The 23,815-nt window shown below is 69.0% G+C and carries 18 protein-coding genes; 4 read left to right on the top strand and 14 right to left on the bottom strand.

Translation table 11 applies throughout. The annotated features are described in order from the left end of the window. Positions 1 to 169 precede the first annotated feature (169 nt). Positions 170 to 844: a response regulator gene (locus ACOCMH_RS16615; protein WP_427312049.1), complete on the top strand. Its 675-nt coding sequence runs from the start codon at positions 170 to 172 to the stop codon at positions 842 to 844. A gap of 1 nt (position 845) precedes the next feature. Beyond that, positions 846 to 2,303: a sensor histidine kinase gene (locus tag ACOCMH_RS16610; protein ID WP_427312047.1), complete on the top strand. Its 1,458-nt coding sequence runs from the start codon at positions 846 to 848 to the stop codon at positions 2,301 to 2,303. Between the two features lie 127 nt (positions 2,304 to 2,430). Here ACOCMH_RS16610 and ACOCMH_RS16605 read toward each other — a convergent pair whose 3' ends face one another. From ACOCMH_RS16605 to ACOCMH_RS16550, 12 genes are all read right to left on the bottom strand, one after another. Further along, the gene (locus ACOCMH_RS16605) at positions 2,431 to 3,909 is read right to left on the bottom strand and encodes a dihydrolipoyl dehydrogenase family protein (protein WP_427312046.1); all 1,479 of its coding nucleotides are present in this window, start codon (positions 3,907 to 3,909) and stop codon (positions 2,431 to 2,433) included. A gap of 66 nt (positions 3,910 to 3,975) precedes the next feature. Further along, positions 3,976 to 4,872, bottom strand: coding sequence for a patatin-like phospholipase family protein (locus ACOCMH_RS16600; protein ID WP_427312044.1), 897 nt, complete (start codon positions 4,870 to 4,872; stop codon positions 3,976 to 3,978). Between the two features lie 16 nt (positions 4,873 to 4,888). Continuing rightward, positions 4,889 to 5,302 (bottom strand): PaaI family thioesterase, encoded by a 414-nt coding sequence (locus tag ACOCMH_RS16595; protein ID WP_427312043.1) that lies wholly within the window; start codon positions 5,300 to 5,302, stop codon positions 4,889 to 4,891. Between the two features lie 50 nt (positions 5,303 to 5,352). Continuing rightward, positions 5,353 to 6,411, bottom strand: coding sequence for an AbrB family transcriptional regulator (locus ACOCMH_RS16590; protein ID WP_427312042.1), 1,059 nt, complete (start codon positions 6,409 to 6,411; stop codon positions 5,353 to 5,355). 125 nt (positions 6,412 to 6,536) lie between these two features. Further along, the gene (locus ACOCMH_RS16585) at positions 6,537 to 8,051 is read right to left on the bottom strand and encodes a tripartite tricarboxylate transporter permease (RefSeq protein ID WP_427312041.1); all 1,515 of its coding nucleotides are present in this window, start codon (positions 8,049 to 8,051) and stop codon (positions 6,537 to 6,539) included. Positions 8,052 to 8,076: 25 nt separating this feature from the next. Continuing rightward, positions 8,077 to 8,550 carry a tripartite tricarboxylate transporter TctB family protein gene (locus ACOCMH_RS16580; RefSeq protein WP_427312039.1) on the bottom strand — a complete coding sequence of 158 codons (474 nt, stop codon included), beginning with the start codon at positions 8,548 to 8,550 and terminating at the stop codon, positions 8,077 to 8,079. A 228-nt stretch (positions 8,551 to 8,778) separates the two neighbouring features. Continuing rightward, positions 8,779 to 9,747 carry a Bug family tripartite tricarboxylate transporter substrate binding protein gene (locus tag ACOCMH_RS16575; protein WP_427312037.1) on the bottom strand — a complete coding sequence of 323 codons (969 nt, stop codon included), beginning with the start codon at positions 9,745 to 9,747 and terminating at the stop codon, positions 8,779 to 8,781. A gap of 507 nt (positions 9,748 to 10,254) precedes the next feature. Further along, the gene (locus ACOCMH_RS16570; RefSeq protein WP_427312036.1) at positions 10,255 to 11,091 is read right to left on the bottom strand and encodes a ChaN family lipoprotein; all 837 of its coding nucleotides are present in this window, start codon (positions 11,089 to 11,091) and stop codon (positions 10,255 to 10,257) included. 13 nt (positions 11,092 to 11,104) lie between these two features. Further along, on the bottom strand, positions 11,105 to 11,452 hold the full coding sequence (locus ACOCMH_RS16565; RefSeq protein WP_427312034.1) for a DUF2149 domain-containing protein: 348 nt from the start codon (positions 11,450 to 11,452) through the stop codon (positions 11,105 to 11,107). Then, positions 11,449 to 11,958 carry a MotA/TolQ/ExbB proton channel family protein gene (locus ACOCMH_RS16560; protein ID WP_427312033.1) on the bottom strand — a complete coding sequence of 170 codons (510 nt, stop codon included), beginning with the start codon at positions 11,956 to 11,958 and terminating at the stop codon, positions 11,449 to 11,451. Before ACOCMH_RS16560 ends, ACOCMH_RS16565 begins: the two co-directional genes overlap by 4 nt. Before the next feature lie 39 nt (positions 11,959 to 11,997). After that, a complete protein-coding gene (gene cobN / locus ACOCMH_RS16555; protein WP_427312032.1) occupies positions 11,998 to 15,987 on the bottom strand; it encodes a cobaltochelatase subunit CobN in 3,990 nt (1,329 codons plus the stop codon). Between the two features lie 26 nt (positions 15,988 to 16,013). Then, entirely contained in the window at positions 16,014 to 18,293 is a 2,280-nt protein-coding gene (locus ACOCMH_RS16550; RefSeq protein WP_427312031.1) for a TonB-dependent hemoglobin/transferrin/lactoferrin family receptor, read from the bottom strand. Positions 18,294 to 18,601: 308 nt separating this feature from the next. On the opposite strand from ACOCMH_RS16550, the gene ACOCMH_RS16545 reads away from it, so the two are divergent. Both ACOCMH_RS16545 and ACOCMH_RS16540 read left to right on the top strand, forming a co-directional pair. Further along, entirely contained in the window at positions 18,602 to 18,811 is a 210-nt protein-coding gene (locus ACOCMH_RS16545) for a type II toxin-antitoxin system RelE family toxin (protein ID WP_427312029.1), read from the top strand. Next, complete coding sequence (locus ACOCMH_RS16540; RefSeq protein WP_427312028.1) at positions 18,808 to 19,185, top strand: helix-turn-helix domain-containing protein; 378 nt, start codon at positions 18,808 to 18,810, stop codon at positions 19,183 to 19,185. The genes ACOCMH_RS16545 and ACOCMH_RS16540 overlap by 4 nt, the downstream gene beginning before the upstream one ends. Before the next feature lie 22 nt (positions 19,186 to 19,207). Here the strand turns inward: ACOCMH_RS16540 and ACOCMH_RS16535 are convergent, their stop codons facing one another. Continuing rightward, positions 19,208 to 22,405 (bottom strand): efflux RND transporter permease subunit, encoded by a 3,198-nt coding sequence (locus ACOCMH_RS16535; RefSeq protein WP_427312026.1) that lies wholly within the window; start codon positions 22,403 to 22,405, stop codon positions 19,208 to 19,210. Positions 22,406 to 22,408: 3 nt separating this feature from the next. Then, positions 22,409 to 23,644 (bottom strand): efflux RND transporter periplasmic adaptor subunit, encoded by a 1,236-nt coding sequence (locus ACOCMH_RS16530; protein WP_427312024.1) that lies wholly within the window; start codon positions 23,642 to 23,644, stop codon positions 22,409 to 22,411. Positions 23,645 to 23,815: the final 171 nt, after the last annotated feature.

Raw genomic sequence — 23,815 nt, 5'->3', positions numbered from 1 at the left:
GAAGTGCCGGTGGAAGAAGCGAGCGCGCCGGGACCGGCGGGGCGAGGGTATTATAGGCGCCCGCGGCGGGCACGCTCCATCGGTGCCGCACCCTGTTTTCGAGAAGACATCTGGCGCTTTCCGCCGCCGCAACAGAACATGGACCCAACCGGCACAGGAGGAGACCGGCATGCGCATCCTGCTGGTGGAGGATGAAATCGAACTGGCGCGCTGGGTCGCCCGCGCGCTGGAGCAGGGCGGCTTTGTGATCGAGCACGTTGCCGATGGCCTGCAGGCCGAGGCACGCCTGCAGGCCGAGGAATACGACGCCGTGCTGCTCGACCTGCGGCTGCCCGGCAAGGACGGGCTGGCCGTGCTGAAGTCCATGCGCGGGCGCGATGACCGCACCCCGGTGCTGATCCTGACCGCGCAGGACACCCTCGACGAACGCGTGCGCGGCCTCAACCTGGGCGCCGACGACTACCTGCCCAAGCCCTTCGCCATCGCCGAGCTGGAAGCGCGGCTGTTGGCGCTGATCCGCCGCAGCCGCGGGCGCGCCCATCCGCGCCTGCAGTGCGGCACGCTGGTGTTCGATGGCGAGACCCGCAGCTTCACGCTGGACGGCGCGCCGCTGGCGCTGACGCCGCGCGAATCGACCCTGCTGGGCGCGCTGCTGGCGCGCAGCGGCCAGCCGCTGACCAAGGCGCAGCTGCTCGACAAGGTGTTCTCGCTCGACGCCGACGTCTCCCCGGATGCGATCGAAGTGCTGGTCTACCGGCTGCGCAAGAAGCTGGCCGGCCATGGAGTCACCATCGTCACGCTGCGCGGCTTCGGCTACCTGCTGGAGCCGGAGGCCAGGGGCTGAGATGCGGCACCCGGTGCTGCTGTGGCGCCGCGGCAGCCTGCGCCGGCAATTGCTGTTGCTGCTGGTGCCCGCGCTGGCGGCGATGATGGCGATCGACACCTGGCTCACCTACGGCACCCTGCGCGACGCCGCCAACACCGCCTACGACCGCTCGCTCTATGGCTCGATCCGCGCCATCGACAACGCCATCGGCATGGCCGGCGACAACGTCCAGCTGACCCTGCCCGACGCCGCCATGGAGATCTTCGAGACCGCGGCGCAGACCCATGTGTTCTACCGGGTATCGACCGAGCGCGCCGGCCAGGTCGACACCGTCACCGGCTATAGCGACCTGCCGCTGCCGCGCGGCCCACTGGCCAACAACCAGCCGCGCTTCTACGACGCCGAATACATGGGCGAGGCCGTGCGCATTGCTGCCATGGCGCGGCCGGTGTACCGGCCCGATGCGCGCATGCGCGTGATCATCCAGGTGGCCGAGACCGCCGAGCCGCGCAGCGCGCTGATCGGCTCGGTATGGCGCAGCGCGCTGGCGCGCGACCTGCTGCTGATCCTGCTGAGCGCCGCCATCCTGGTGGGCGGCGTCACCTACGTGCTGCGCCCGCTGGCGCGCGTGCGCGACGACGTCGAGGCGCGCTCGCCCGAGGATCTGACCCCGCTTGTGTTCGAGCGCGTGCCCGCCGAGGTGCGCCCGCTGGTCGATGCCGTCAACCTGCATGTGTCGCGCTCGGCCGCGATGGCGCAGTCGCAGGCGCAGTTCATCGCCGATGCCGCGCACCAGTTGCGCACGCCGCTGGCCATCCTCAAGACCCAGGCCGAGTACGCCCAGCGCCAGCTCAACGCCCCCGACCCGGAAGCCGCGCGCGAGGCCGCCGGCGAAGCCGTGGGCGGCATCGTCACCCAGCTGGAGCAGGCCGCGCGCCTGACCAACCAGCTGCTGGCGCTGGCGCGGGTACGCCAGCACCACGGCGACGCCGCGCAGCCACGCGACGCCGGCGAGGGCGTAGACGTCATCGATGCCGTCACCGTGGCCGAACACGTGGCGCTGGACTACCTGCCGCTGGCGCGCGGCAAGCAGCAGGACTTCGGCTGGGAGCCGGTGCCAGGGCTGGCGCTGCCGGTGCGCGCCGACCCCGCGCTGCTGCGCGAGGCGCTGGCCAACCTGGTCCACAACGCCATCCAGTATTCGCCGCGCGGCAGCCGCATCACGCTGTCGGCCACGCGTTCGGGCGCTCACGCCTGCCTGGTGGTGGAGGACGATGGGCCCGGGATTCCGGTCGAGGAACGCGAGAAGGTGTTCGCGCGGTTCTACCGGCGGGTGGGAAATGCGCAGCCGGGCTCCGGGCTGGGACTGGCGATTTCGCGCGAGATGGCGGCGCGGTTTGGGGGGACGGTGGAATTGGGGGAGGGTGCGCAGGGCACTGGCGTGCGCGCGGTGCTCAAGCTGCCCATCGGCGAATAGCGCATCGCGCCAGAGCCTTTTGAGCGCTCGCCAAGACAGTCAAGGGCCACGGACTGTGGACAAGCCACTGTTGTGCTCCCTCTCCCGCAGGCGGGAGAGGGAAGCAAACCGGCTACTCAGCCATCAGCTACCCAAACAACTCCTCCGCCACCGACGGATGCACCTGCACCGTAGTCTGCAGATGCGATTCCCGCACCCCCAGCCTTAGCGCCACCGCCAGTGTCTGCACGATTTCCGGCGCGGCGTTGTCCATCAGATGCGCGCCCAGCACGCGCCCGCTGCGCGCATTGAGCACCAGCTTGAACACCGACTGGTGCGGCGTGCCCGCAAAGCGATGCTCCAGCGAGACAAAGCGCTTGACCACGGTACGGATACGCTCGGGCTTGCCGGCAGCCTCGATGGCCTGGGCTTCGGTCAATCCCACGGACCCGATGGCAGGCTCGCAGAACACCGCGGTGGGCACGAAGTCGAAATCGGCACGATCGCCGCGCCGCCCGAACAGGCGGTCAGCCAGCCAGCGGCCCTGCGCGGTGGCCACCGGGGTCAGGTGCAGCCCGTCGATGGCATCGCCCAGCGCATAGACGCTACGCACGCTGCTGCGGAACTGGCGGTCGACGCGGATGCCACCCCGCTCTCCGAACGCCACGCCCAATGCTTCCAGCCCGAGGCCGTCCACATTGGAAATGCGCCCGATCGCCGCCAGCGCGGCCTGGGCGCGCACCGACTCGGTCTGGCCGGGACGCCCGTTCGGGCGGTAGCACACCTCCAACGCGCCGTTGGCCTGGCTCAGCAGGTTCACCTCGGCGTTCAGGTGCAGGCGCACGCCGCGCGCGCTCAGCGCATCGGCCAGCGAGCTGGAGATATCGTGGTCGAAATGCGGCAGCAGCCGGTCGCCGGCCACGATCAGGTCAACCTTAACGCCGTAGCGCGACAGGATCGAGGCCTGTTCCACGCCGATATAGCCGCCGCCGATCACGGCGACCGACGCGGGCAGGCTCTGCCAGGTGAAGACGTCGTCGGAGCTTGCCGCCAGGTCGCCGCCGGGCACGTCGAGCGTGCGCGGCCGGGCCCCGGTGGCGACCAGGATGCGGCGCGCATGAATGGTCTCGTCGCCGACGCAGACTTCCTCCGGGCCGGTGACCCGTGCCTCGCCGCGCATGACCTCCACGCCGGACTCGGTCAGGCGCTGGGTGTAGCCCACGTTCAGCCGCGCGACCTCGGCGTTGACGCGCACGATGGCGTCGCGCCAGTCCTCATGCCCGCCGGTGTGCGACAGGCAGCCCGACAGGATGGCCGACCACGACGCGCCGTAGGACAGCATCTTCTTGGGCACGCAGCCGCGGTTGACGCAGGTGCCGCCGATGGCATCGCGCTCGACCAGGATCACGCGCGCGCCGTGCGCCGCGGCGCGCCGCGCGCAGGCCACGCCGCCGGAGCCGCCGCCGATCACCACCAGGTCGGCCTCGCGCACCTTGTCGTTGCGCCGTGTGCGGCCGCTGCGCGCGCGCGGCACCTGCTGCACGGGCGGCGCCGCGCTGACCTCGCGGGCGCGCCGCGGCGCCCTGGCCTCCGGCGTTGTGGAAAGCGGTGTCTGGCGTTTGGTCATCCATGCCTCCTGTCGCGGCACGCGGCCGCATCGACAATCATCAGGCCAGCGCCGGCAAGACGGAAACTAGGCAGCGGGCCGCAGTTCGGTATTCAGGATCGACGGCCACTCACGCAGGAAAGTTTCTCCGTCGCGGCGGCCCAGTTCATAGGCGTGCGTCATGGCCTCGGGCCGGGTGTAGTCCCAGCTCGAGATCGGCACGCGCTGCGAAGGCTGCAGGTACAGGCGGCGCTGGCCGCCCTGCTCCAGCACGAAACGGCGCGGGCGCGGGTACAGCCGCGTGACCAGCACCAGCACATTGCCGGGCGCGGCATCGAGCGCATCGACGGGTACGTTGTCGACCAGCCCGCCGTCGAGCACGGGGCGGCCATCGCGGCGCAGCACCGGCGTGAATGGCGGCGTCGACGCCGACTGCAGCAGCAGGTCGGCCAGTTGCTCGGGGGCGGCGCAATCCTGCGCGCGCACGAACTCGGGCTGGAAGCCCAGCTTGCGTCCCAGCCGCGGGTGCAGCGTCTTGAGCACGTGCTTGTCGATGTTGTAGGCCAGCAGCCCGGCGGCCACCGCCAGGCGCGGGCCGCTCCAGCGCGGGATATGCGCGACGCCGATGCGGATCTCGGGCGCCTGCTGCAGGTGCGCGAGGCGCCCGTCGGCAAAGATGGTCAGCAGCGCGGTGCGGTAGATGCCGTAATGCGGGAACACGCGCTCGTTGCGCAGCAAGTTGCCCCAGTAGGCGTTGCGGCGGTTGTTGGACAGCACCGCGCGGTAGTAGTCCATGGTCTGGTGCGAGTCGTGCGCATAGACCATGCAGGCGGTGGCCGCGCCCGCCGAGATCGCCGCGATCACGCGCGGGCGCAGCTGCAGTTCCGGCGCAACCGTGTCCCACCAGCCCGCTTGCCACCAGCAGCGGTTGCCGCCGCCGGCAAAGACGACCTGGTCGAAGGGATTGGCAAGGCAGGAATGCATCGCGATCCGGGATCCGTCAGAGCAGCGCGTAGGTGGTGGTGGCCTGCACCGCCAGCTTGCCATCGGTGCCGGTCAGTTCGACCTCGCCGAACACCACGGTCTTGCCGAGCCGCAGCACGTTGGCGCGCACCAGCACGTCGCCGTCGATCACGGGACGCATGAAGTTGGTGGTCAGCGTCACCGTGGTCATCGGCCGGAACGCGCCCAGCGCGCTGGCCACGGCGACGATCATCGCGGTATCGGCGGCCGACATCAGCACCTGGCCGCAGACCACGCCGCCCGCATGGCGGAACGATTCGCTGAACGGCAGGCGCAGCGTCACGCCTTGCGCATCGACGGCTTCGGCGCGCAGGCCGAGCTGGCGTACCCACGGCGCCAGCACGCGCTCGAGCGTGGCGTCGATGTCGGCAAGGGTCAAGGCTTCGGGCATGGTGCTCCTTGTTCTGGCTGGCCGCACCATAGCGGTCCTGTGACGGACCGCTATTCTGTCTCCTCCGGCGCGACGCGATGTTTGAGGCAATGATACAGGGGCCCGGTGGCCAGCACCACGAACGCCATCCGGATCACGTGGAAGGCGGTCACCAGCGGCACGCCCACCTCCAGCACCTTGGCGGTGATGCACATCTCGGCAATGCCCCCGGGCGTGGTGCCCAGGATCACCGTGGCCGGGTGCGCGCCCGACAGCGCCGACAGCCCCCAACCGAACAACGCCGACACCATCAGCGCCAGCACCGTGTACACGGCCACGCCCGAGAGGAAGCGCGGTGCGGTATGCAGGAACTCGCGCGAGAAGCGCACGCCCAGGGACACCCCGATCAGCAACTGCCCAGCCCGGCTCATCCAGGAAGGGATGGCCGACAGCTCGATGCCGCAGGCGGTCAGCACCGCCGCCGCCAGCAGCGTGCCGATCACGAACGGGTTGGGCAGGTTCAGCCGCTTCACCAGCAGCGCCACGCCCAGCGTGATCGCCACCAGCGCCACCAGCCCCGGCGCGCTGACCACGCGCGGGCCGGGAATATACGGGTCGAGCCCATGGATGCCACCGTACTGGAAGATCGCCGGCACGGTCACCACCACCATCAGCACCCGCAGCGAATGCGCCGCCGCCACCTGGTCGATGCGCGCGCCGTTGCGCTCGGCCAGGTTGGCCATTTCCGAGGCGCCGCCGATGGCGGTGGAAAAGAACGCGGTCTTGAAGGCCACGCCGGTGGTCCGCCGCAGCAGCAGCGCGCCGCCCGCGCCCAGCGCCAGCGCGAACAGCGAGCCGGCCACGATGTACGGCAGGTACTCCACCAGCCGCGCCACCACGTCCGGCGTGAAATACAGCCCGAGCGAGGCGCCGATGACCCATTGGCCGGCATTGCGCGCCTGCGCCGGCGCGCGCAGGTCGGCGCCGGCCATGCGCGCGCCGGCCACGGCCAGCAGCGGCCCGATCATCCACGGCAGCGGGGTATGCAGGACGGTGCAGAGCAGGGCGGCGGCCAGCCCGAGCGCCAGCGTGGGCAGCGCGGACAGCCAGCGGTTGGCAAAGAGAGACATGTGGCGGCGGCCTGGCGCCGAGGGCGCCGGCGGCTTGTTGTTCTGGAACACGGAAAACCAAAAGCAAGAGGCCCGCACACCACCGGCGTGCGGGCCCCGCAAAGCTTACCGCAAGATCGCGTGCATCAGGCGGCGTTGTCCGCCTGCGCGTGCGCCGAGCCGCGGTTGGCGTGCCAGCGCAGCAGGCGCGGGATCACCACCACCGCCACGGTCAGCGCCAGGATGGTGGCCGAGATCGGCTGGCGCACGAACAGGCTCCAGTCGCCCTGGCCGATCGACAGCGCATTGCGCAGCTGCTTCTCCGCCATCGGCCCGAGGATCATGCCGACGATCACCGGCGCGGTGGGGAAGTCGAAGCGGCGCATCACCATGCCCAGCAGGCCGACCACGAACAGCAGCAGCAGGTCGAACCACGACTGGCGGATGCCGTAGGCGCCCAGCCCCGCGAAGATCAGGATGCCGCCGTACAGCAGCGGCGTCGGCACGCGCAGCATGCGTACCCACAGGCCGATCGCCGGCAGGTTCAGCACCAGCAGCATGACGTTGCCGATATACAGCGAAGCCAGCAGGCCCCATACCAGGTCGCCCGAGGTCTGGAACAGCATCGGGCCCGGCTGCAGGTTGTAGTTCTGGAACGCGGCCAGCAGGATCGCGGTGGTGTTGGAAGTGGGGATGCCCAGCGTCAGCAGCGGCGCCAGCGTCGCGGTCACGGCGGCGTTGTTGGCCGCTTCGGGGCCGGCCACGCCTTCGATCGCGCCGACCTTGCCGAATTCATCCTTGTGGTTCGACAGCTTCTTCTCGGTGGCGTACGACAGGAAGGTCGGAATCTCGGCGCCGCCGGCCGGGATCAGCCCGAACGGGAAGCCGATGAAGGTGCCGCGGATCCACGCCGGGATCGAGCGCTTCCAGTCCGACTTGTTCATGTGGACCGAGCTGAGCTTGTTGAAGGTGCCCTCCGGCTGCGGGAAGAACGCGTTGAACAGCGCCTCGCCCACCGCGAACAGGCCCACCGCCACCACCACGATGTCGATGCCGTCGTACAGCTCCTGCACGTTCATCGAGTAGCGGGTCTGGCCCGACAGCGAATCCATGCCGATCAGGCCGATGCCCAGGCCCAGGAACAGCGCCGTCATGCCGCGCAGCAGCGACGAGCCGAGCACCGCCGACACCGTGGTGAAGGCCAGCAGCATGATCATGAAATACTCGCCCGGCCCGAACTGCAGCGCCACGTCGGCGGCCACCGGCGCGAACATCGACAGCAGCACGGTGGCGACCGTGCCAGCGACGAACGAGCCGATCGCCGCGGTGGCCAGCGCCGGGCCGGCACGCCCGTGCTTGGCCATCAGGTTGCCCTCCATGGCCGTGACCATGGTGGAGGACTCGCCCGGCGTGTTCATCAGGATCGAGGTGGTCGAGCCGCCGTACATCGCGCCGTAGTAGATGCCGGCAAACATGATCAGCGCCGCGGTGGGCTCGACCTTGGCGGTCAGCGGCAGCAGCATCGCCACCGTCAGCGCGGGGCCGATGCCCGGCAGCACGCCGATGGCGGTGCCAAGGAAGCAGCCCACCAGGGCCCACATCAGGTTGATCGGCGTGATCGCCACGGCAAAGCCGTGCATCAGCAGGTTCAGGGTATCCATGCGTGACTCCTTGCAGGCAGGCGGCTCAGAAGCCGGCGATGGGCAGCAGCGGCAGGTTGATGCCGAGCAGGAATTCAAACAGCGCCCACATCGGCACCGTGATGCACAGCCCGATGATGGCGTCGCGCACGATGCGGCGGCTGCCGTACCCGCGCGCCACGCAAACCATCAGCAGCGTCGACGCGAACACGAAGCCGAGCGTGCCGATCAGCGCCATGTTCAGCACCAGGCCGGCGGCGACCCACAGGAAGCCGCCGAGGTTGTGCGGCGCGCTGGGCAGTTCGGCATCCTCTTCCGGCATGTTGCGGAAACCGCCGCGCACGCCCTGCCAGGTCAGCAGCGCGCCGCACACCGCCAGGCCGATCGCCACCAGCGTGGGCACGAAGCGCGGCGACAGGCCGGCATAGCCCTCGTCGCCGGTAATGCCGGACAGCCCGAGGAAGAAGAACAGCGAGAGCGCCAGCACGGCAATGCCGATGGCGAGGTGCGAGGGTTTCATGGAGACTCCTTGGCCATTGTCGCCAGCCCTGAGGCTGGCGTCCGCGACGCTGGCAGATGCGGCCCGCGCGGCGGCGGGACCCGGTGACATGTGTTGTTGTCTTCGGTATCGCAGGTGGACACCGGGTCCCGCGCCGTGTTTCCGGCCGCCGGGATCACCGGCGGTGTCGGCAGGCACGACAGGTAAAACGGGAGAGATGCGTTCAGGCGGTATGGCCGCCGGACAGTGTTACTTGGCCACGCCCAGTTCACGCAGCGTCGCGCCCAGGCGGGTCGATTCGCTGTCGACGAACTTGCCGAACTCGTCGCCGGTCAGCAGGAACGGGGTCCAGTCGTTCTTCTGCAGCGTTTCCTTCCAGGACTTGCTCTCGGTGGCCTTGACCACGGCGTCGATCATGGCCTTGCGCTGCTCGGGCGTGATGCCGGGGGCGCCGTACACGCCGCGCCAGTTATAGATCTCGACATTGACGCCTTGCTCCTTCAGCGTCGGGATATCGGCGACGCGGTCCTTGGAGGTGACCGCCAGCGCGCGCATCTTGCCGCTCTTGATAAAGGGCAGGAACTCCGACACGCCGGCGATGCCCACCGTCACGTGGCCGCCCATGATCGAGGCCGAGGCTTCGCCGCCGCCCTGGAACGGCACGTAGTTGACCTTCTTCGGGTCGACGCCGCTTTCCTTGGCGACCAGGCCGGCCAGGATATGGTCGATCGAGCCCTTGGAGCCGCCGCCCCAGCTGACGCTGCCCGGGTTGGCCTTCAGTTGCGTGGTCAGGTCCTTGACCGACTTGATCGGCGAGCTGGCCGGCACGGTGATGACCATGGTGTCGGCGAACAGGCGCGCAATCGGCGTGGCGTTCTTCAGCGTGACCGGCGGCTTGTTGGTCTCGATCGCGCCGACCATCACCGCGCCCACCACCATCAGCGCATTGGGGTTGCCCTTGTCGGTGTTGACGAACTGGGTCAGCGCGATCGTGCCGCCGGCGCCGCCCTTGTTGTCGTACGAAGCGGTCTTGGCCTGGCCCGCGGCGATCATCGCCGCGCCCAGCGAGCGGCCGGTCTGGTCGAAGCCGCCGCCGGGGTTGGCGCCGATCATGACCTTGACGTTGTCCAGCGCGAACGCGGGGGCGGCCACGGCAGCGGCGGCAAGGGCGGCGGATGCCATCACGGCATGGGCAAGGCGGGAATAGGTACGGCGCATGGCGGTCTCCTGGTTGTACCGGTGATCGCATGCCACAGAGCTGGCGCCGCGATCCGACCCGGGGGTTCCGGCGGCCACGGCGTTGCGGGACGGGATTTGCGGGCCTCGGCGTGCGCAGCAGCGCGGCGCCGGGCTGGTCTCCTGTCCGGCGCGGCGGGGGCTGGCCGGGACTGTTCTTGGACTTTTGGTGAACATCAGACCGGAACTTCCGGTCATGGGGCGGATTCTAGGCGCGGGAAACTGTCAAAAGGCTGTCAAATGGCGGGAGAAAGGGTTGGGGTTTACGTGGATGGCGGGGGAAGGGCGTCGGAGCGGGCGGGATTTCGTGGCGGCACCGACCCTGACCCCAACCCCTCTCCCGCATGCGGAAGAGGGGTGCGATTGCCAGCGTTCTCGGCAAGCTCCCAGGCTTCGCACGCTGACGGTTTGCTCCCCTCTCCCGCTTGCGGGAGAGGGCAGGGGGTGAGGGCTAGCGCGTCCATGGCAGCCTCGCCCTGAAACACCACCTCACCCCGCCGGCTTCGCCTGCAGGCAAGGATCCTTGCGCTCGACCGCCGGCACCACCACCGCCATATCGAACGCACCCTTCTCCGGCGCGTTTTCCACATAGCCGATGCTCACCGCTTGCGCTGCATCGCCGCCCAGCCAGCGCGGCACGCCGATATCGCGCCGCACATGCCCGTTGCCCGCGATCAGCACCGCGCCGCGCCCGGCATAAGGCCGCAACGCCTGCGCCATCACCGCATCGCGCGCGGCCTGTGCCGCCAGCATGCCCGGCAGCATCGCCCTGGGGAAATTGCCGCAGTGCCCGCGCTCGAGCACCGCCGTCTGCGCCGCGACCAGGTCCGGCGGGAAGGCGCCGTCCAGGCCAAGCTGCTGCCGCTCTTCCACGGAAAACAGCCCGTCCAGTCCGCCACGCACGATCTTGCCCGCATCGGTGCGCGACAGGTTGGCCGCGACCAGCGGCAAGTCATACCGCAGCGCCAACGCCACCACCGGCCGGTACAGCGGCCACTGCCAGGCGCCGCCGCCGGCCTGCGCGACCAGGTAATCGGCATCGCGCGGCCGCTCGCGCCGGGCACGGTCGATATCGGCCTGGCGCTCGCGGTCGAACTGCTCCATGGCGATGGCCGGGCGCCAGCCTTGCTCGACCGCGCGCGTCAGCGCCTCCAGCCGCTGCCGCTGGCCGGCGGCGTTGTCGTGCACCTCGCCCAGCAGCACGTAGGGCTTGCCGGCAAAGGCGGCGCTGACCGTGGACGGCGCCGGCCCCGAGGCGGCACAGCCGGCGCTCAGCACAGCAACAACCGCGGCCAGCATGGCGGCTGCGTACAAGCGGAATGACATCACGCGGTTTCCTTTATCTGGTTTCCGTAGCCGGCACCGATGCCCGCGGCGCCGGCTGCTCCGGCACATACACCATCGATCCGTCCTGCATCCGGTACGCCACGCCGGCCTTGATGCCGTCGCCGCTGCCGACCTGGCCGCTGGCCTGGTAGCGCACCACTTTCTCGCCCTGGCGCGACACGATCTCCATATTCGGCTTGCCGGGATTCGTGATGATGGTCACGTCATCGTGCGTGAACGGATTGGCGGGGTTCTGTGCAATCGCCACCAGCAGCGCGGCGATCACCACCAGGAACACGTCGATCAGGTTCACCACCGACAGGATCGGGTCATCGGCCTCGCTTTCTTCCAGGAACTTCATGCGTCGACCTCCCACTGCGGCCGCGACTGCCCCAGCCACACCAGTTCCTCGGCCAGCCAGCGCCGGCGCACATTGACCACCCAGAAGGTGATGCTGGCCGCGATCAGCGCCAGGATTACCGCGGAAAAGGCGATGGTGAGATTCTCGCCCACATTGGCCAGGTTGCCACCGGACAGGCCCTTCAGCGCCGGCCCCATCGGGATCATGGTCGCCACCAGCCCCAGCATCGGCGCCACGCGCGTGGCGATGCGCGGGCGCTCAAGCAAGCGGTGCGCGGCGACATCGAGCGCGTCGGCATCGGCCACCTGGTGCTTGCGCGCCCATGCCACCAGCACGTAGCCGCGCCCGCTGCCGATGGGGTGGCGCGCGCGCAGCCAGGCCTGCATGGCGAATTCGCCAAGCGCCCAGAAGGCATAGAGAAACAGCAGCGCGATCAGCGCCAGCGTCGGGATCAGGAACAGCTGGCCGACGTCGTACATCAGGGTTTCGAGCAGGGTGGGTGTCATGGCTGGTCTGGTTGAATGCGATGGATATCCTTGGTTGCCTCAGCGCCGTTGCGGCAGCCAGCTGCCCCCGGCATCGAGCCGCCGCCGCCGCGCGCTGAGCGCGCCGCCCAGGAGCGCGGCTGCCAGTGCGATGCCGCCGGCCAGCCACGACAGCACCGGCACGATGTCGGCCGCAAGCGGCTTGCGTTCGACCAGCTGCATGCCTTGCACGGGCTGTGGCGGGTTCGGCGCGGGCGCGGGCGCTGGTGCCGGCGCGGCAGCCTGCGTCGGAGCGGGAGCCATACGCGTCGCCGCCGCGGGCGGCTGCAGCCCATACCCTGGCGCGGCGGCGCGGACCTGCTGCTCGCGATACTGGTTGAACGCCCGGTTTTGGCTGACGATGTCGTGCCGCTGCGCCAGCTCTTCATAGCGCTGCGCCAGCGTCCGCAGCAGCTTGCTGTCCGCCTTCCAGTAGCCCTTGCGCGCGGCTTCGAGCATGCGCTCGATCACCTGCGCCTGGGCCTGCGGGGCGTGCTGTTCGAACCATGCGTTCAGGCCGAGCTTGTGCTTGTCGTTGAGATAGACCTCGGCGAACTCGGTCCACTGGTCGTCGCGTACGATCTCCGGCGAGACCGCGGTCCAGCCCCAGAAATTGTTGACGGTGTCGAGCACGTTGAGCGCGCCGCTGTAGCCCTCGGCCTTCATGCCCTCGATCCAGCCGGGATGGAAGTAGCGCGTGCGCAATTCGGTGGCGAGGAAGCCGGCGGCGGTCTCGGTGCGGGCGTGGCTGGCATCGCGCAGGTTGGAGATCAGCAGCTCCGGCGCCTTGCCGGTCAGGTGGCGCACCGCCAGCCCGATGCCGCCGAGGTACTGGAACGGGTCATCGGTGGTCAGCATGCCGTACAGGTTGGAACTGCGCGCCAGCAGCGCGCCGTCGACGCCCTTGAGGTTCTCGGCATACAGGTTGAGCTGCGGCAACGCCTCGCCCCAGTGCTGCTCGTCCGGGCCGTAGGCGTACTGCATGCGCGCGAGATACAGCTGCGCCAGCCTGGCATCGGCCTGGCGGCCGCTGCCGAAGGTATCGGTGGCCATCGCCGCATCGTTCAGGCCGGTGCCGTAGTTGCCCGATTCGCTGGCGAAGATGCGCGTCAGCGCGAGTCCGTCGAGGCGGTCGGCGGGAACGTCGACCCGGGCGAGCCGCTCGCGCACCGCGCGCGTATTGGCGGCCACCACGTTGTCCGGCTCCGGCTGCGCGGCGGCCACCCTGACGGCTTCGGCCAGCCACTTCATCAGGTTGGGGAAGTGGTCGCGGTAAAGGCCGGTCGCCGACAGCACCACGTCCACGCGCGGACGGCCCAGTTCCGCCACGGGAATCGGTTCGACACCGACGACGCGGCCACCGTCGTCCCATTTCGGCCGCACGCCCAGCGCCGCCATGGCCTGCGCTTCCAGCATGCCCTGGTGACGCATGGTCTCGACGCTCCACAGCGAGAACGCGAGCTTGTCGGGATAGCGGCCATGGCGCTTGCGCCAGTCGGCGATCATCGCCTCGGCGGCGGCCTGGCCCGCCTTCCACGCTGCGGGGCTGGGCACTTTGGACGGGTCGAAGCCGTACAGGTTGCGGCCGGTCGGCAACGTGTCGGGATTGCGCACCGGGTCGCCGCCGGCGCCGGATGGCAGGTGGCGCCCGCCCAGCGCGTTCAGCAGCCCGGCGTTCTCCGGCGTTGCATCGAGGCTGGCATAGAGCTGCCGCGCACGTTGCATGTCGTCGCGCTGGCGCGCATCGGGCAGTGCATCCAGCGAGGCGCCCTCGGCCACGTAGCGGCGCACCATTGCATAAGGCGGGGTCTGCGCCAGCTGCGCGTAGTCGACCGCGAACAGCTCTTCCGGCTCGTCGGGGAACACGTGCCTGAGCCAGTCCTTGCCCAGCATCGCCATGGTCGTATAGAGCCGCAGCCCCTGGTCCTCCGACTGCCCGAAGGTGTGCAGGCCATACGGCTGCAGCGCCCCGCCGAGCTCGTGCAGGTGGGCATGCAGCGCATCGAGGTAGCCGCCGAAATCCGCGCGCGCCCGCGCCGCGGTCCAGCCCATGTCTTCGAACAGGTGCATCGACGCGCTGCGCGACAGGATCTGCTGGCGGATGGTGTCCTTCACCGCGCCTTCGTCCTGCTGCAGGTACGCGTGCAACTGGTCGTGCAGCGATACCAGTTCGGTATGCAGGCCTGCGGGCCGGAACGGCGGCGTCTGGTGGCTGACGATCACCGCGCGGCCGCGGCGCTTGGCCTGGATCGCTTCGCCGACGTCGTCGACGATATACGGGTAGATCACCGGCACGCTGCCCAGCACCAGGTAGGGCTGGTCGGTGACGGAGAGGCCGCGCTCCTTGCCCGGGGTCCATTCCTGCGTGCCGTGCGTGCCGTAGTGGACCAGCGCCTCGCGGTCCTGGCGCGCCCACAGGTAGGCTGCCATGTAGAAGTGGTTCAGCGGCGTGCTGGTGGCGTGGTACAGCGCCTTCTCGTCCGCTTCATTGCGCTCGCCGCGCGGCGGCACCGGCATCAGCGCCACGTTGCCGAGCTGCAGCCGCGGGATCACGAAGCCGGCCTCGCCGTGGCGCGTGGTGGCCATCGCCGATTGCTCAGGGCTGCCCCAGCGCTGCGCCACCGCGGCGCGGAACGCCGCGGGCTGCGCGTCGTACCAGCGGCGGTATTGCGTCATCGGCATCCACACCGCGAGGCCGGCATCGAGCAACGGCGCCAGCCTGCCGCTGCGATAGAAAGGGGCCAGCAACGCGCCAAGGTCGCGCTGCAGCCGCGCTTCGCCGGCGGCCTCGGTGGTGTAGCCCGCCGCCCGCAGCGCCGCCAGCGTGCTGGCCAGGCTCTTCGGCAGGTTCAGGAACGATGCCGAAAGGTTCTTCTCGCCGGCCGGATAGTTGTAGTACAGGATGGCCACGCGCTTGTCGGCGTTGGGCAGGTGCCGCAGCCGTGCCAGCGCCAGCGCCTTCTCGGCGACCGCATCGAGCTGCGCCGGCAGGCCGACGATGGCGCCGTCGCCCTTGTCGGTGGCGGCAGCCACGATGGGATCGATCGCGCCCGCCAGTTCGGGCTGCACCAGGTAGAACGGCGTATCGGTCAGGCTGATGCCGTGCGGGTCGTCCTGCCAGGCCTGCGCATCGCCCTTGCGATAGGGCATGACCTGCAGCACCGGCACGTCGAGCTGCTCGAACTCGGCCCTGCGGCCGTGCGGGTTCAGCATGATCTGGGCGTTGACCAGCACATCGACCAGCCGCTTGCCGGCGGGCATGGCCATGCGCGTCATGCCGTCGGCGTCCATCACCGGGCCGTAGAACGCCAGCACGCGCGCGTGGCGCGCTTCGAGGCGGCCGATCAGGTCGTCGACAAAGGCGCTATCAAGGCCCGACACATAGGCCTGGTGGATGGCGATGCCGATCACCGGGCCGCTGCTGCCCGAGGCCGCCAGCGCTTCCTGCGGCGAAGTGGTGATCACGCCGGCGAGCCTGGGGTGGTAATAGGCCGCCTTGGGGAACACCACGGGCGCCGGGATGCCAGCTTCGCCCTCCGCGCCATGCAGGCGGAACTGCCGTGCCGCGAGCGTGCGCATCATCGCGCCGAAGTTGCCGCGGCCGCCGTTGACGTAGTACGCCTGCAATGGGGCGGCGAGCTTGTCGTCGACGCCATGCGCTTCATAGCGATCGGTGGCGATCAGCATGCGCGGCACGCGCGCCTCGCTCCACAGCGGACCCAGGCGCTGCAGCATCGCGGTGACGATATGGTCGCGCGGCGCATCGACGATCAGCAGGTCCGCGTTGTGGATAAACGGCGCGACCCCCTGCGCCGGCATCCGCTCCAGGTACTGCGCCTCCAGCGTCATGCCCTGCGCCTGGGCCAGTTCGCGCAGCGGGCCGAACTTGCCCGCCGGCACCGGCGAGCTGGTCAGGATGGCGATGCGCGGCGCGGCCTGGGCCGCGCCGATCCACACCAGCAGGCACAGCAGCGTCCAGAGCCAGCGGCGGGTCAGGGTGGGTGGCAACATGCGAACCTCCTTGCGCCGATGCCGGCTCAGAACGACAGCTTCAGGCTGGCGGCGAAGGTGCGGCCCGGCTGCGTGTAGAAATCCACGCCGGGCTCGGTCGCCGCAACGCCGGTCTGGCGCAAGTCGCCCCACAGCCAGTACTTCTTGTCGAACAGGTTGTTCACCGACAGCGCCAGGCTGACATAGCGGCTGAAGCGCCACCACGCCTGCAGGTCGACCACGCCGTAGCCCGCAGGCTGGAAGTAGGTGAACGACGAATCGTCGGTGCGGGTCACCGGCCGGGCGCCGCGCCAGCGGACCGCGGCGCCCTGGCCCTGCGTGCGTTCCCACGTCAGCCCGGCGCTGGCACGCAGCGGCGAGACGCTGTTCAGCGGCTGGCCGGACTGCTCGTTGTTGCCATGCGCGTACGCCACCGCGCCATCGATGCGCCATTGCGGCAGGAAGCGCCACACGCCGCGCCACTCGGCGCCGTAAATGCGCACGCTGGTCTGGTTGCGGTACTGGTAGGTCGCGCGCAGGCCGGGCAGGCAGGCGGGGTCGGACGGACAGGTCAGCTGCACCTGTTCGATAAAGTCGCGGTAGCGGTTGTCGAACAGTGCCACGCTGGTCTGCACGTTGTCGCTGGTGTAGCGCGCGCCGAGCTCGAACGAGCGGCTCTTCTCCGGATCGAGGCCGGCATTCGGCGCGGCGCCATAGCCCTGCACCGGATTGCGGAAGCTGCCGTTGACTTCCTGGTAGTTGGGCGCGCGGTAGCCGAACACATACTGCGCCCACAGGTTGACGCGGTCGCTCGCCTGCCACAGCGCCGCCAGCTTGGGCGACAGGTGCGAATCGCTCTTGCTGACCGCCGGGCGGCCGCCGGCACGGTTGTAGACCAGGTCATCGCCATCGGGCGACAGCGCGTAATGGTCGAAGCGCAGCCCCGGCGTCAGCGTGAAGCGGCCATCGAAGATGCGCATCTCGTCCTGCGCGAACAGGCCGGTCTGGCGCGTTTCGCCGGTGGGGAAGTCGTGGATCGGGAAATTCTCGCCGGCGAGCGAGCTGGTGGTGGTGCCGGTGGTCAGGTTGCGCACCGTGCCGTCGCGCGATTCCGACGAGCGCACGCGCATGAAATCCATGCCGCCGATCAGCCGGTGCGCGACCCCGCCGGTGGCAAACGACTTGTCGCCCTGCAGGTTGAAGCCGGTCTGCTCCTGCCTGAAGGCAAAGCCCAGCAAGACGTTGCACAGGCTGGTGCCGCGCGTGGTGGCCGAGCAGCCGGCGCTGGTGTTGCTGCGCACCTGGTTGGTCAGCGTGGTGGTCTCGGACTCCTGGTAGTAGACCTGCGCGGCCAGGCGGTCGAGCACGCCGCTGGCCGGCTTCCACACGTAGTCCAGGCTGACGCGGTCGCGGCTCAGGTCTTCATTGCCATGGGCGGCGGTGACGCGCGGCAGCGCCGTGGACAAGCGCAGCAGGTCGGTGTCGGTGTTGGCGTCGCGATGCTCGTAGGTGAACTTGAACTGGTGCGCCGGGCTGGCGTTGAGCAGGAGCTTGCCCAGCCAGGCCAGCGTGCGCGCGTCCTGCGGGTTGGGACGGGTGCGGTTGACCGAGTTGGAATCGTCGCTGCCCAGGTTCTTCATTTCGTGCGCGTCGCGGTTCGCGTACATGAAGAGACCCTGCAGGGTATCGCTGCCGCCGGCCACGCCCGCGCTCTGGCCGAAGCCATTGTCGATGCCGTTCCAGTTCAGCCCGAGCTCGCCGCCGACCTTGCGGCCCTGCATCAGGTCCGACGGATCCTTGGTCGCGTACGCCACCACGCCGCCGATCGCGTCCGAGCCATACAGGCTTGACGCCGGCCCGCGCAGCACTTCGACGCGCTTCAGGAACGAGAACTCCGGTGCATCGCGGGTCGAACTGGAGATGTTCGACGGGCCGCCGCCGTTGAAGAAGTCCGGCAGGCGCACGCCGTCGACCATCTGCAGCACGCGGTTGTCTTCGATGCCGCGGATATTGATGCTGCCGGCACCGAAGCGGCGACGGTCGCGCGGCACGTCGATATCCGGCTCGTCGGCGAACAGGCCGGCCTCGTCGACCGGCTGCGCGCGCTGGATCTGGCGCGCATCGCGCGTGGTGATGGTGGAAGCGACGGCGTCGGCGCGCTCTTCGGTGCGGGTGGCGGTGACCACCACCTCATTCAGCGCAGCCAGCGTGGTGGTGTTGCCGGCGCCATCGGCGGCGATGGCTGGCGAACCCAGCGCCGCGCAGACGGCGGCAACTGGCGTGACCCGGACGGAGGCGCAAAGGCGCGCCAGACAGCGACGATTCATGGATTCTCCCCAAAGAAATCGGACGCTGGCTGGCGGAAACCGTAAAGGGTGGCTGGCTCGCGTAAAGGCGCTGCCCGCCTGGCTAGGCCGGGGGTGACGCCGTTTAGTTAACGAGAATTATTATCATTTAAGACAGATAGGTAAACGACTTAACTCAAAGGACGTGGCGCGCATGCCACATGTATGGAATGTTGACGCAATTGAGCCAACCGTTTGCAAACTTTGTTTGCTAACGTGTTTGCACAGCGCTATGATCCCGCATGTACGCCATTGAGTTCACCAAGCAGGCTGCCTAAGCGCTGCGGACCATGCCACGTAACCTTGCCGCAACAATCGTCGCGAAGATCCGCGTGCTTGCCGTCGATCCTTACGCGCCGAACCCTAACGCCAAAAAACTCGCGGGCCGCGACGGCTACCGGTTACCGGTAGGGGACTGGCGAGTCTTGTACGAAATCGAGAACGGCCGGCTGGTGATCCTGGTATTGGCCATCAGTCCACGTGGAGGGGCTTACCAATGACCGACATTCAGTTCATTGAACGCGACGGCCGCCGCGAATACGCGGTAGTCCCCATTCAAGTATGGGAACGCGTCAAGCACCTGATTGAAGACGCCGGCGACGTCGCCTTGTTCGACGCGGCAAAGGCCAAGGATGATGGCTTCCGCGTGCCGGCGGCGGTGCTCGACGCCGAACTGGCGGGCGACCATCCGGTCAAGGCGTGGCGCAACTATCGCCGGCTGACGCAGGATGCCCTTGCCCGGGCCGCCGGCCTGAGCAAACCTTATCTCAGCCAGATCGAAAACCGCTCGCGCGCGGGCAGTCCAGAAGCGCTGCGCCGGCTGGCGCAAGCCTTGGACGTGCCTGGCGAGATCCTCTCGGAACCGGGCGAATAGCGAGCTTTTCCAGCGATCGCCCTCAGTGCTGCCGCACCGTCTCCCCGGGCACTTGCTGCGGCAGCTTGTTGCCTTCCGCGTCGATCTGCAGCGGTCCCGTGCCCGAGAACCGGTCCAGCGCCAGGTAGATCACCGGCGTGATGAACAGCGTGATCACCTGCGAGAACAGCAGGCCGCCGACCACCGCCAGGCCCAGCGGCTGGCGCAGCTCGGCGCCGGCGCCCAGGCCCAGTGCCAGGGGCAGCGCCCCCATCACCGCGGCGAAGGTGGTCATCATGATTGGCCGGAAGCGCAGCAGGCACGCCTGACGGATCGCCCTGGCGGGCGTCATCCCTTGTTCGCGCTGCGCCGCCAGCGCGAAGTCGATCATCATGATGGCGTTCTTCTTGACGATGCCGATCAGCATCAGCACGCCGATCACCGCGATCAGCGACAGCTCGACGTTGAAGATAAACAGCGTCAGCAACGCCCCCAGCGCCGCCGACGGCAAACCCGCCAGGATGGTGAGCGGGTGGATGTAGCTTTCATACAGTACCCCCAGCAGCGTGTAGATCACCGCGATGGCCGCCACCAGCAGCACGATCTGCGTGGCCTGCGACGACTGGAACACCGCCGCGTCGCCGCCCCAGCTGGTGAAGATCGAGGTCGGCATCGCGATTTCCTGCTTGTAGCGATCGATGCGCGCCGACGCGTCGCCCAGCGCCGCGCCCGGCGCCAGGTTGAACGACACCGTCACCGAGGGCAGCTGCCCCTGGTGGTTGACCGCGATCGGCCCGACGCGGCGCTCGGTAGTGGCAAAGGCCGAGACCGGCACCATCTGCCCGGTCTTGCTGCGCACATAGAGCTTGGAGAACGCGCTTTCGTCGGTGCGGTCGGCATCGGCCGCTTGCAGGATCACGTAGTAGTTGTCGATCGGCGTGTAGATGGTCGACACCTGGCGCTCGCCGAAGGCCGAATACAGCGCGGTGCGCACGTCTTGCATCTGCACGCCCAGCGCATTGGCCTTGTCGCGGTCGATGGTCAGGTGCGCCTCGAGGCCGGATTGCTGCGAGTCGCTGGTGACGTCGCGGAACACGCTGTCGGCGCGCATGCGGGCCATCAGCTTGTCCGAGTAATCCTGCAACTGCCCGGCCTTCACGCTCTGCAGCGTGTACTGGTAGCGGCTCTTGCTCTGGCGCCCGCCCAGCTGCAGGTTCTGCACCGGCGCGAAGTACACCGCCAGCCCCGGCACGCCGGCCACGTCGCGCCGCAATGACTCGATCACCCTCGGCATGGCCTCGCGCTCGCCGCGCGGCTTCAGTTCCACGAACATGCGTCCGGTATTGATGGCCGGCGACGGGCCGCCGCCGATGGCCACCACGATGCTCTTGACCGCCGGGTTGGCGCGCATGCGCTCGGCCGCGTCGCGCAGGCGCTCTGACATGGCGTCGAAGGAAATATCCTGCGGGCCTTCGGCGTTGACGCGGATCTGGCCGATGTCTTCTTCCGGGAAGAAGCCCTTGGGGATGGCCACGAACAGCACCGCGGTCAGCACGAAGGTCAGGCCCGCCGCCACCAGCACCGTGCGGCGGTGCGCCAGGCACCAGTCCAGGCCGCGCGCATAGCGGTGCAGCGTGAATTCGAACAGGTTCTCGAACCACTGCGTCGAGCGCATGCCGAAGGTCTGCGGTTGCGCCACGGCGGGCGGCGCCGCCGCGTGGTCGCCATAGGCATGGTGCGATTCGTCGACCGGCACGTTCTCGGCCGACAGGAAACGCGCGCACAGCATCGGGATCAGCGTCAGCGACACCAGCGCCGACACCAGGATCGACAGCGACACCACCGCCGCGAACTCATGGAACAGCAGCCCGATCACGCCCGGCATGAAGAAGATCGGGATGAACACCGCCACCAGCGAAATCGAGATCGACAGGATGGTGAAGCCCATCTCGCGCGAGCCGACCAGCGCGGCCTTCAGCGGCGGCACGCCTTCCTCGATATGGCGCACGATGTTCTCGAGCATGACGATGGCGTCGTCCACCACCAGGCCCACCGCCAGCGTGATCGCCAGCAGCGAGACGTTGTCCAGGCTGTAGCCGAAGGCCTTCATCAGCGCCACCGTGCCGATCAGCGAGATCGGCAGCGACACCGTCGGGATCAGCGTCGCCGCGGCGCGGCGCAGGAACAGGAAGATCACCAGCACCACCAGCGCCACCGTCAGCGCCAGCGTGAACTGCACGTCGTGGATCGATTCGCGGATCGAGCGCGAGCGGTCGTTGACCACCGACACGTTGATCGAGCCAGGCATCTGCTGGATCAGGCGGGGCAGGGCGGCATGGATCGCGTCGACCACGGCGACGGTGTTGGCGTCGGGCTGGCGCAGCACGGCCAGCACGATCGAGCGTTCATTGTTGAGCCAGCTGCCGGTCTTGATGGTCTCGACGCTGTCCTCGACTTCGGCCACGTCCGCCAGCCGCACCAGCGCGCCGTTGGGCTGGCTGGCGACGATGATATTGCGGAAGGCGTCGGCGCTGGTCAGCTGCCGGTTGGCCTGGATGGTCAGGGTCTGGCGCGCGCTGTCGAGCGTGCCCACCGGCGTGTTGGCGTTGGCGCGGTTCAGCGCGGTGGCCAGTTCGTCCAGCGTCAGCCCGCGCGCGGCGAGCGCGTCCGGGTGCGCGCGCACGCGCACGGCAAAGCGCTTCTGCCCGAAGATCTGCACCTGCGCCACGCCCGGCAAGGTGGCCAGCGTGGGCGAGATCAGGTTGTCGCCGAAGGCGTTCAGGTCGGCCAGGCTCATTGCCGGCGAGTTGATCGCCAGCAGCAGCACCGGCGCGTCGGCCGGGTTGACCTTGCGGTATGACGGCGGCACCGTCATCTCGATCGGCAGCGAGCGCTGCGCGCGGAACAGCGCCGCCTGCACGTCGACCGCCGCGTCGTCGATATTGCGGTCGTTGTTGAATTCGATGGTGACGCTGGAGTTGCCGAGCGTGTTCGACGAACTGATCACCGACACGCCCGGGATCGTCGCGAACTGCTTTTCCAGCTGCGTGGCCACCGACGCGGCCATGGTCTCGGGGCTGGCCCCGGGCAGGGTCGCGGTGACCTGGATCACCGGCGAGTTGAAGCTGGGCAGCGCGGCAATCGGAATGGTCGGGTACAGCACGATGCCGGTGACCACCACGGCCAGGCACAGCAGCACCGTCATCACCGGACGGCGGATACAGAGTTCCGAGAGCGTCATGGCTCAGTGCCCCGCGGTGGCAGGGCGGGCAGCGTCCGCGGCAGAAGCCGCGCGGGCCGGCGCCTCGCGCACCAGCGCGCCGGGGCGCAGGTTCTGCGTGCCTTCCACCACCACGCGGGCGCCGGGCTGCACGCCCTCGACCACCGCGGCGGCGGCGGTGGTGGTCACCACCCGCACCGGCACGCGCGCCACCTTGCTGTCGGGCTGCACCACGTAGACGAAACGGCCCTCGGGCCCGGTCACTACCGCCTGCGGCGGCACCGACAGCGCGCCCTTCAGCGTCTGCACCACGGCGCTGACGGTGGCGTAGGTACCTGGCCACAGCCGCTGTTCCTCGTTGTCGAACTGCGCCTTGACGCGGATGGTGCCGTACTGCGGATCGACCGTGTTATCCACAAAGGTGATCCGGCCGGTCACCGGCGCCTTGCTGCCATCATTGGGCTGCGCGGTGACCTGCACCGGGCCCGCGCGCAGCGCCTCGCGCAGCGCGCCCAGCTGGCGCTCGGGCAGGCTGAAGGTGACGGCAATCGGCTGCACCTGGGCGATGATGACCATCGGCTGCGCGCTGTTGGGCAGCACCAGCGAGCCCGGGAAGGCGTTGATCACGCCGGTGCGGCCGCTGATGGTGGCGCGGATGGCGCCGTAGCTGACCGCCACGCGGCTGGCTTCGATCGCGGCCTGGTCAGCGCGCACGGTGGCGGCAAAGCCGTCGACCTTGGCCTGCGCGGTATCGACCGCGCTCTTCGAGATGAAGTTGCGCTGCACCAGCTCCTGGCTGCGCGCCAGCGTGCGGCGGGCATCGGCCAGGTCGGCCTGGTCGCGCAGCAGCTGGGCCTGCGCCTTGGCCAGGTTGGCCTCGTCCATGCGGGTATCGAGCGAGAACAGCAGGTCGCCGGGCTTGACGGTCTGGCCTTCCTTGATATGGACGGTGCGCACGGTGCTGGACACCTGCGGCCGCACCTCCACCGTGGACAGCGCCGTGACATTGCCATTGGCCGAGACCTGCAGCGGCACGTCGCCTTGCTGCACCGGCACGGTGGACACCACCGCCGCCGCCGGCGGCTTGGGCGCCGGCTTGGGCGCGAACCACGTGCGCCAGGCCAGCCAGCCCAGGCCGGCCATGACCAGCACCACGGCCACCACCACCCACGGCGATACGCGGCCGCGCCCGGTCCCGGCGGCCGCCCTCCAGTTGCTGTCGACAAAGCCCTTGGGCTGGTCGATCCTGTCTGATTTCATGTTGTGTGGACCCTCTGCCCCGCGTCTTCAGCGCCACTCCCCGTGTACCGCCCGGCCTGTTGTGTCCAGATGTTGCCGGTGCGTGTCGCGCAAAGACTCTACTAGTACCGCGCTTCGCCCGCCGGAGCCAGCGCCGCGTATTACAGTCCGTTACAGAGGTGCAAGGGTCTG

The organism is Cupriavidus sp. H39 (assembly GCF_050271075.1).
Classification (GTDB): domain Bacteria; phylum Pseudomonadota; class Gammaproteobacteria; order Burkholderiales; family Burkholderiaceae; genus Cupriavidus; species Cupriavidus necator_B.
Note: the sequence above shows the minus strand (reverse complement) of the source record. Positions and strands in the feature narration are given on the sequence as shown.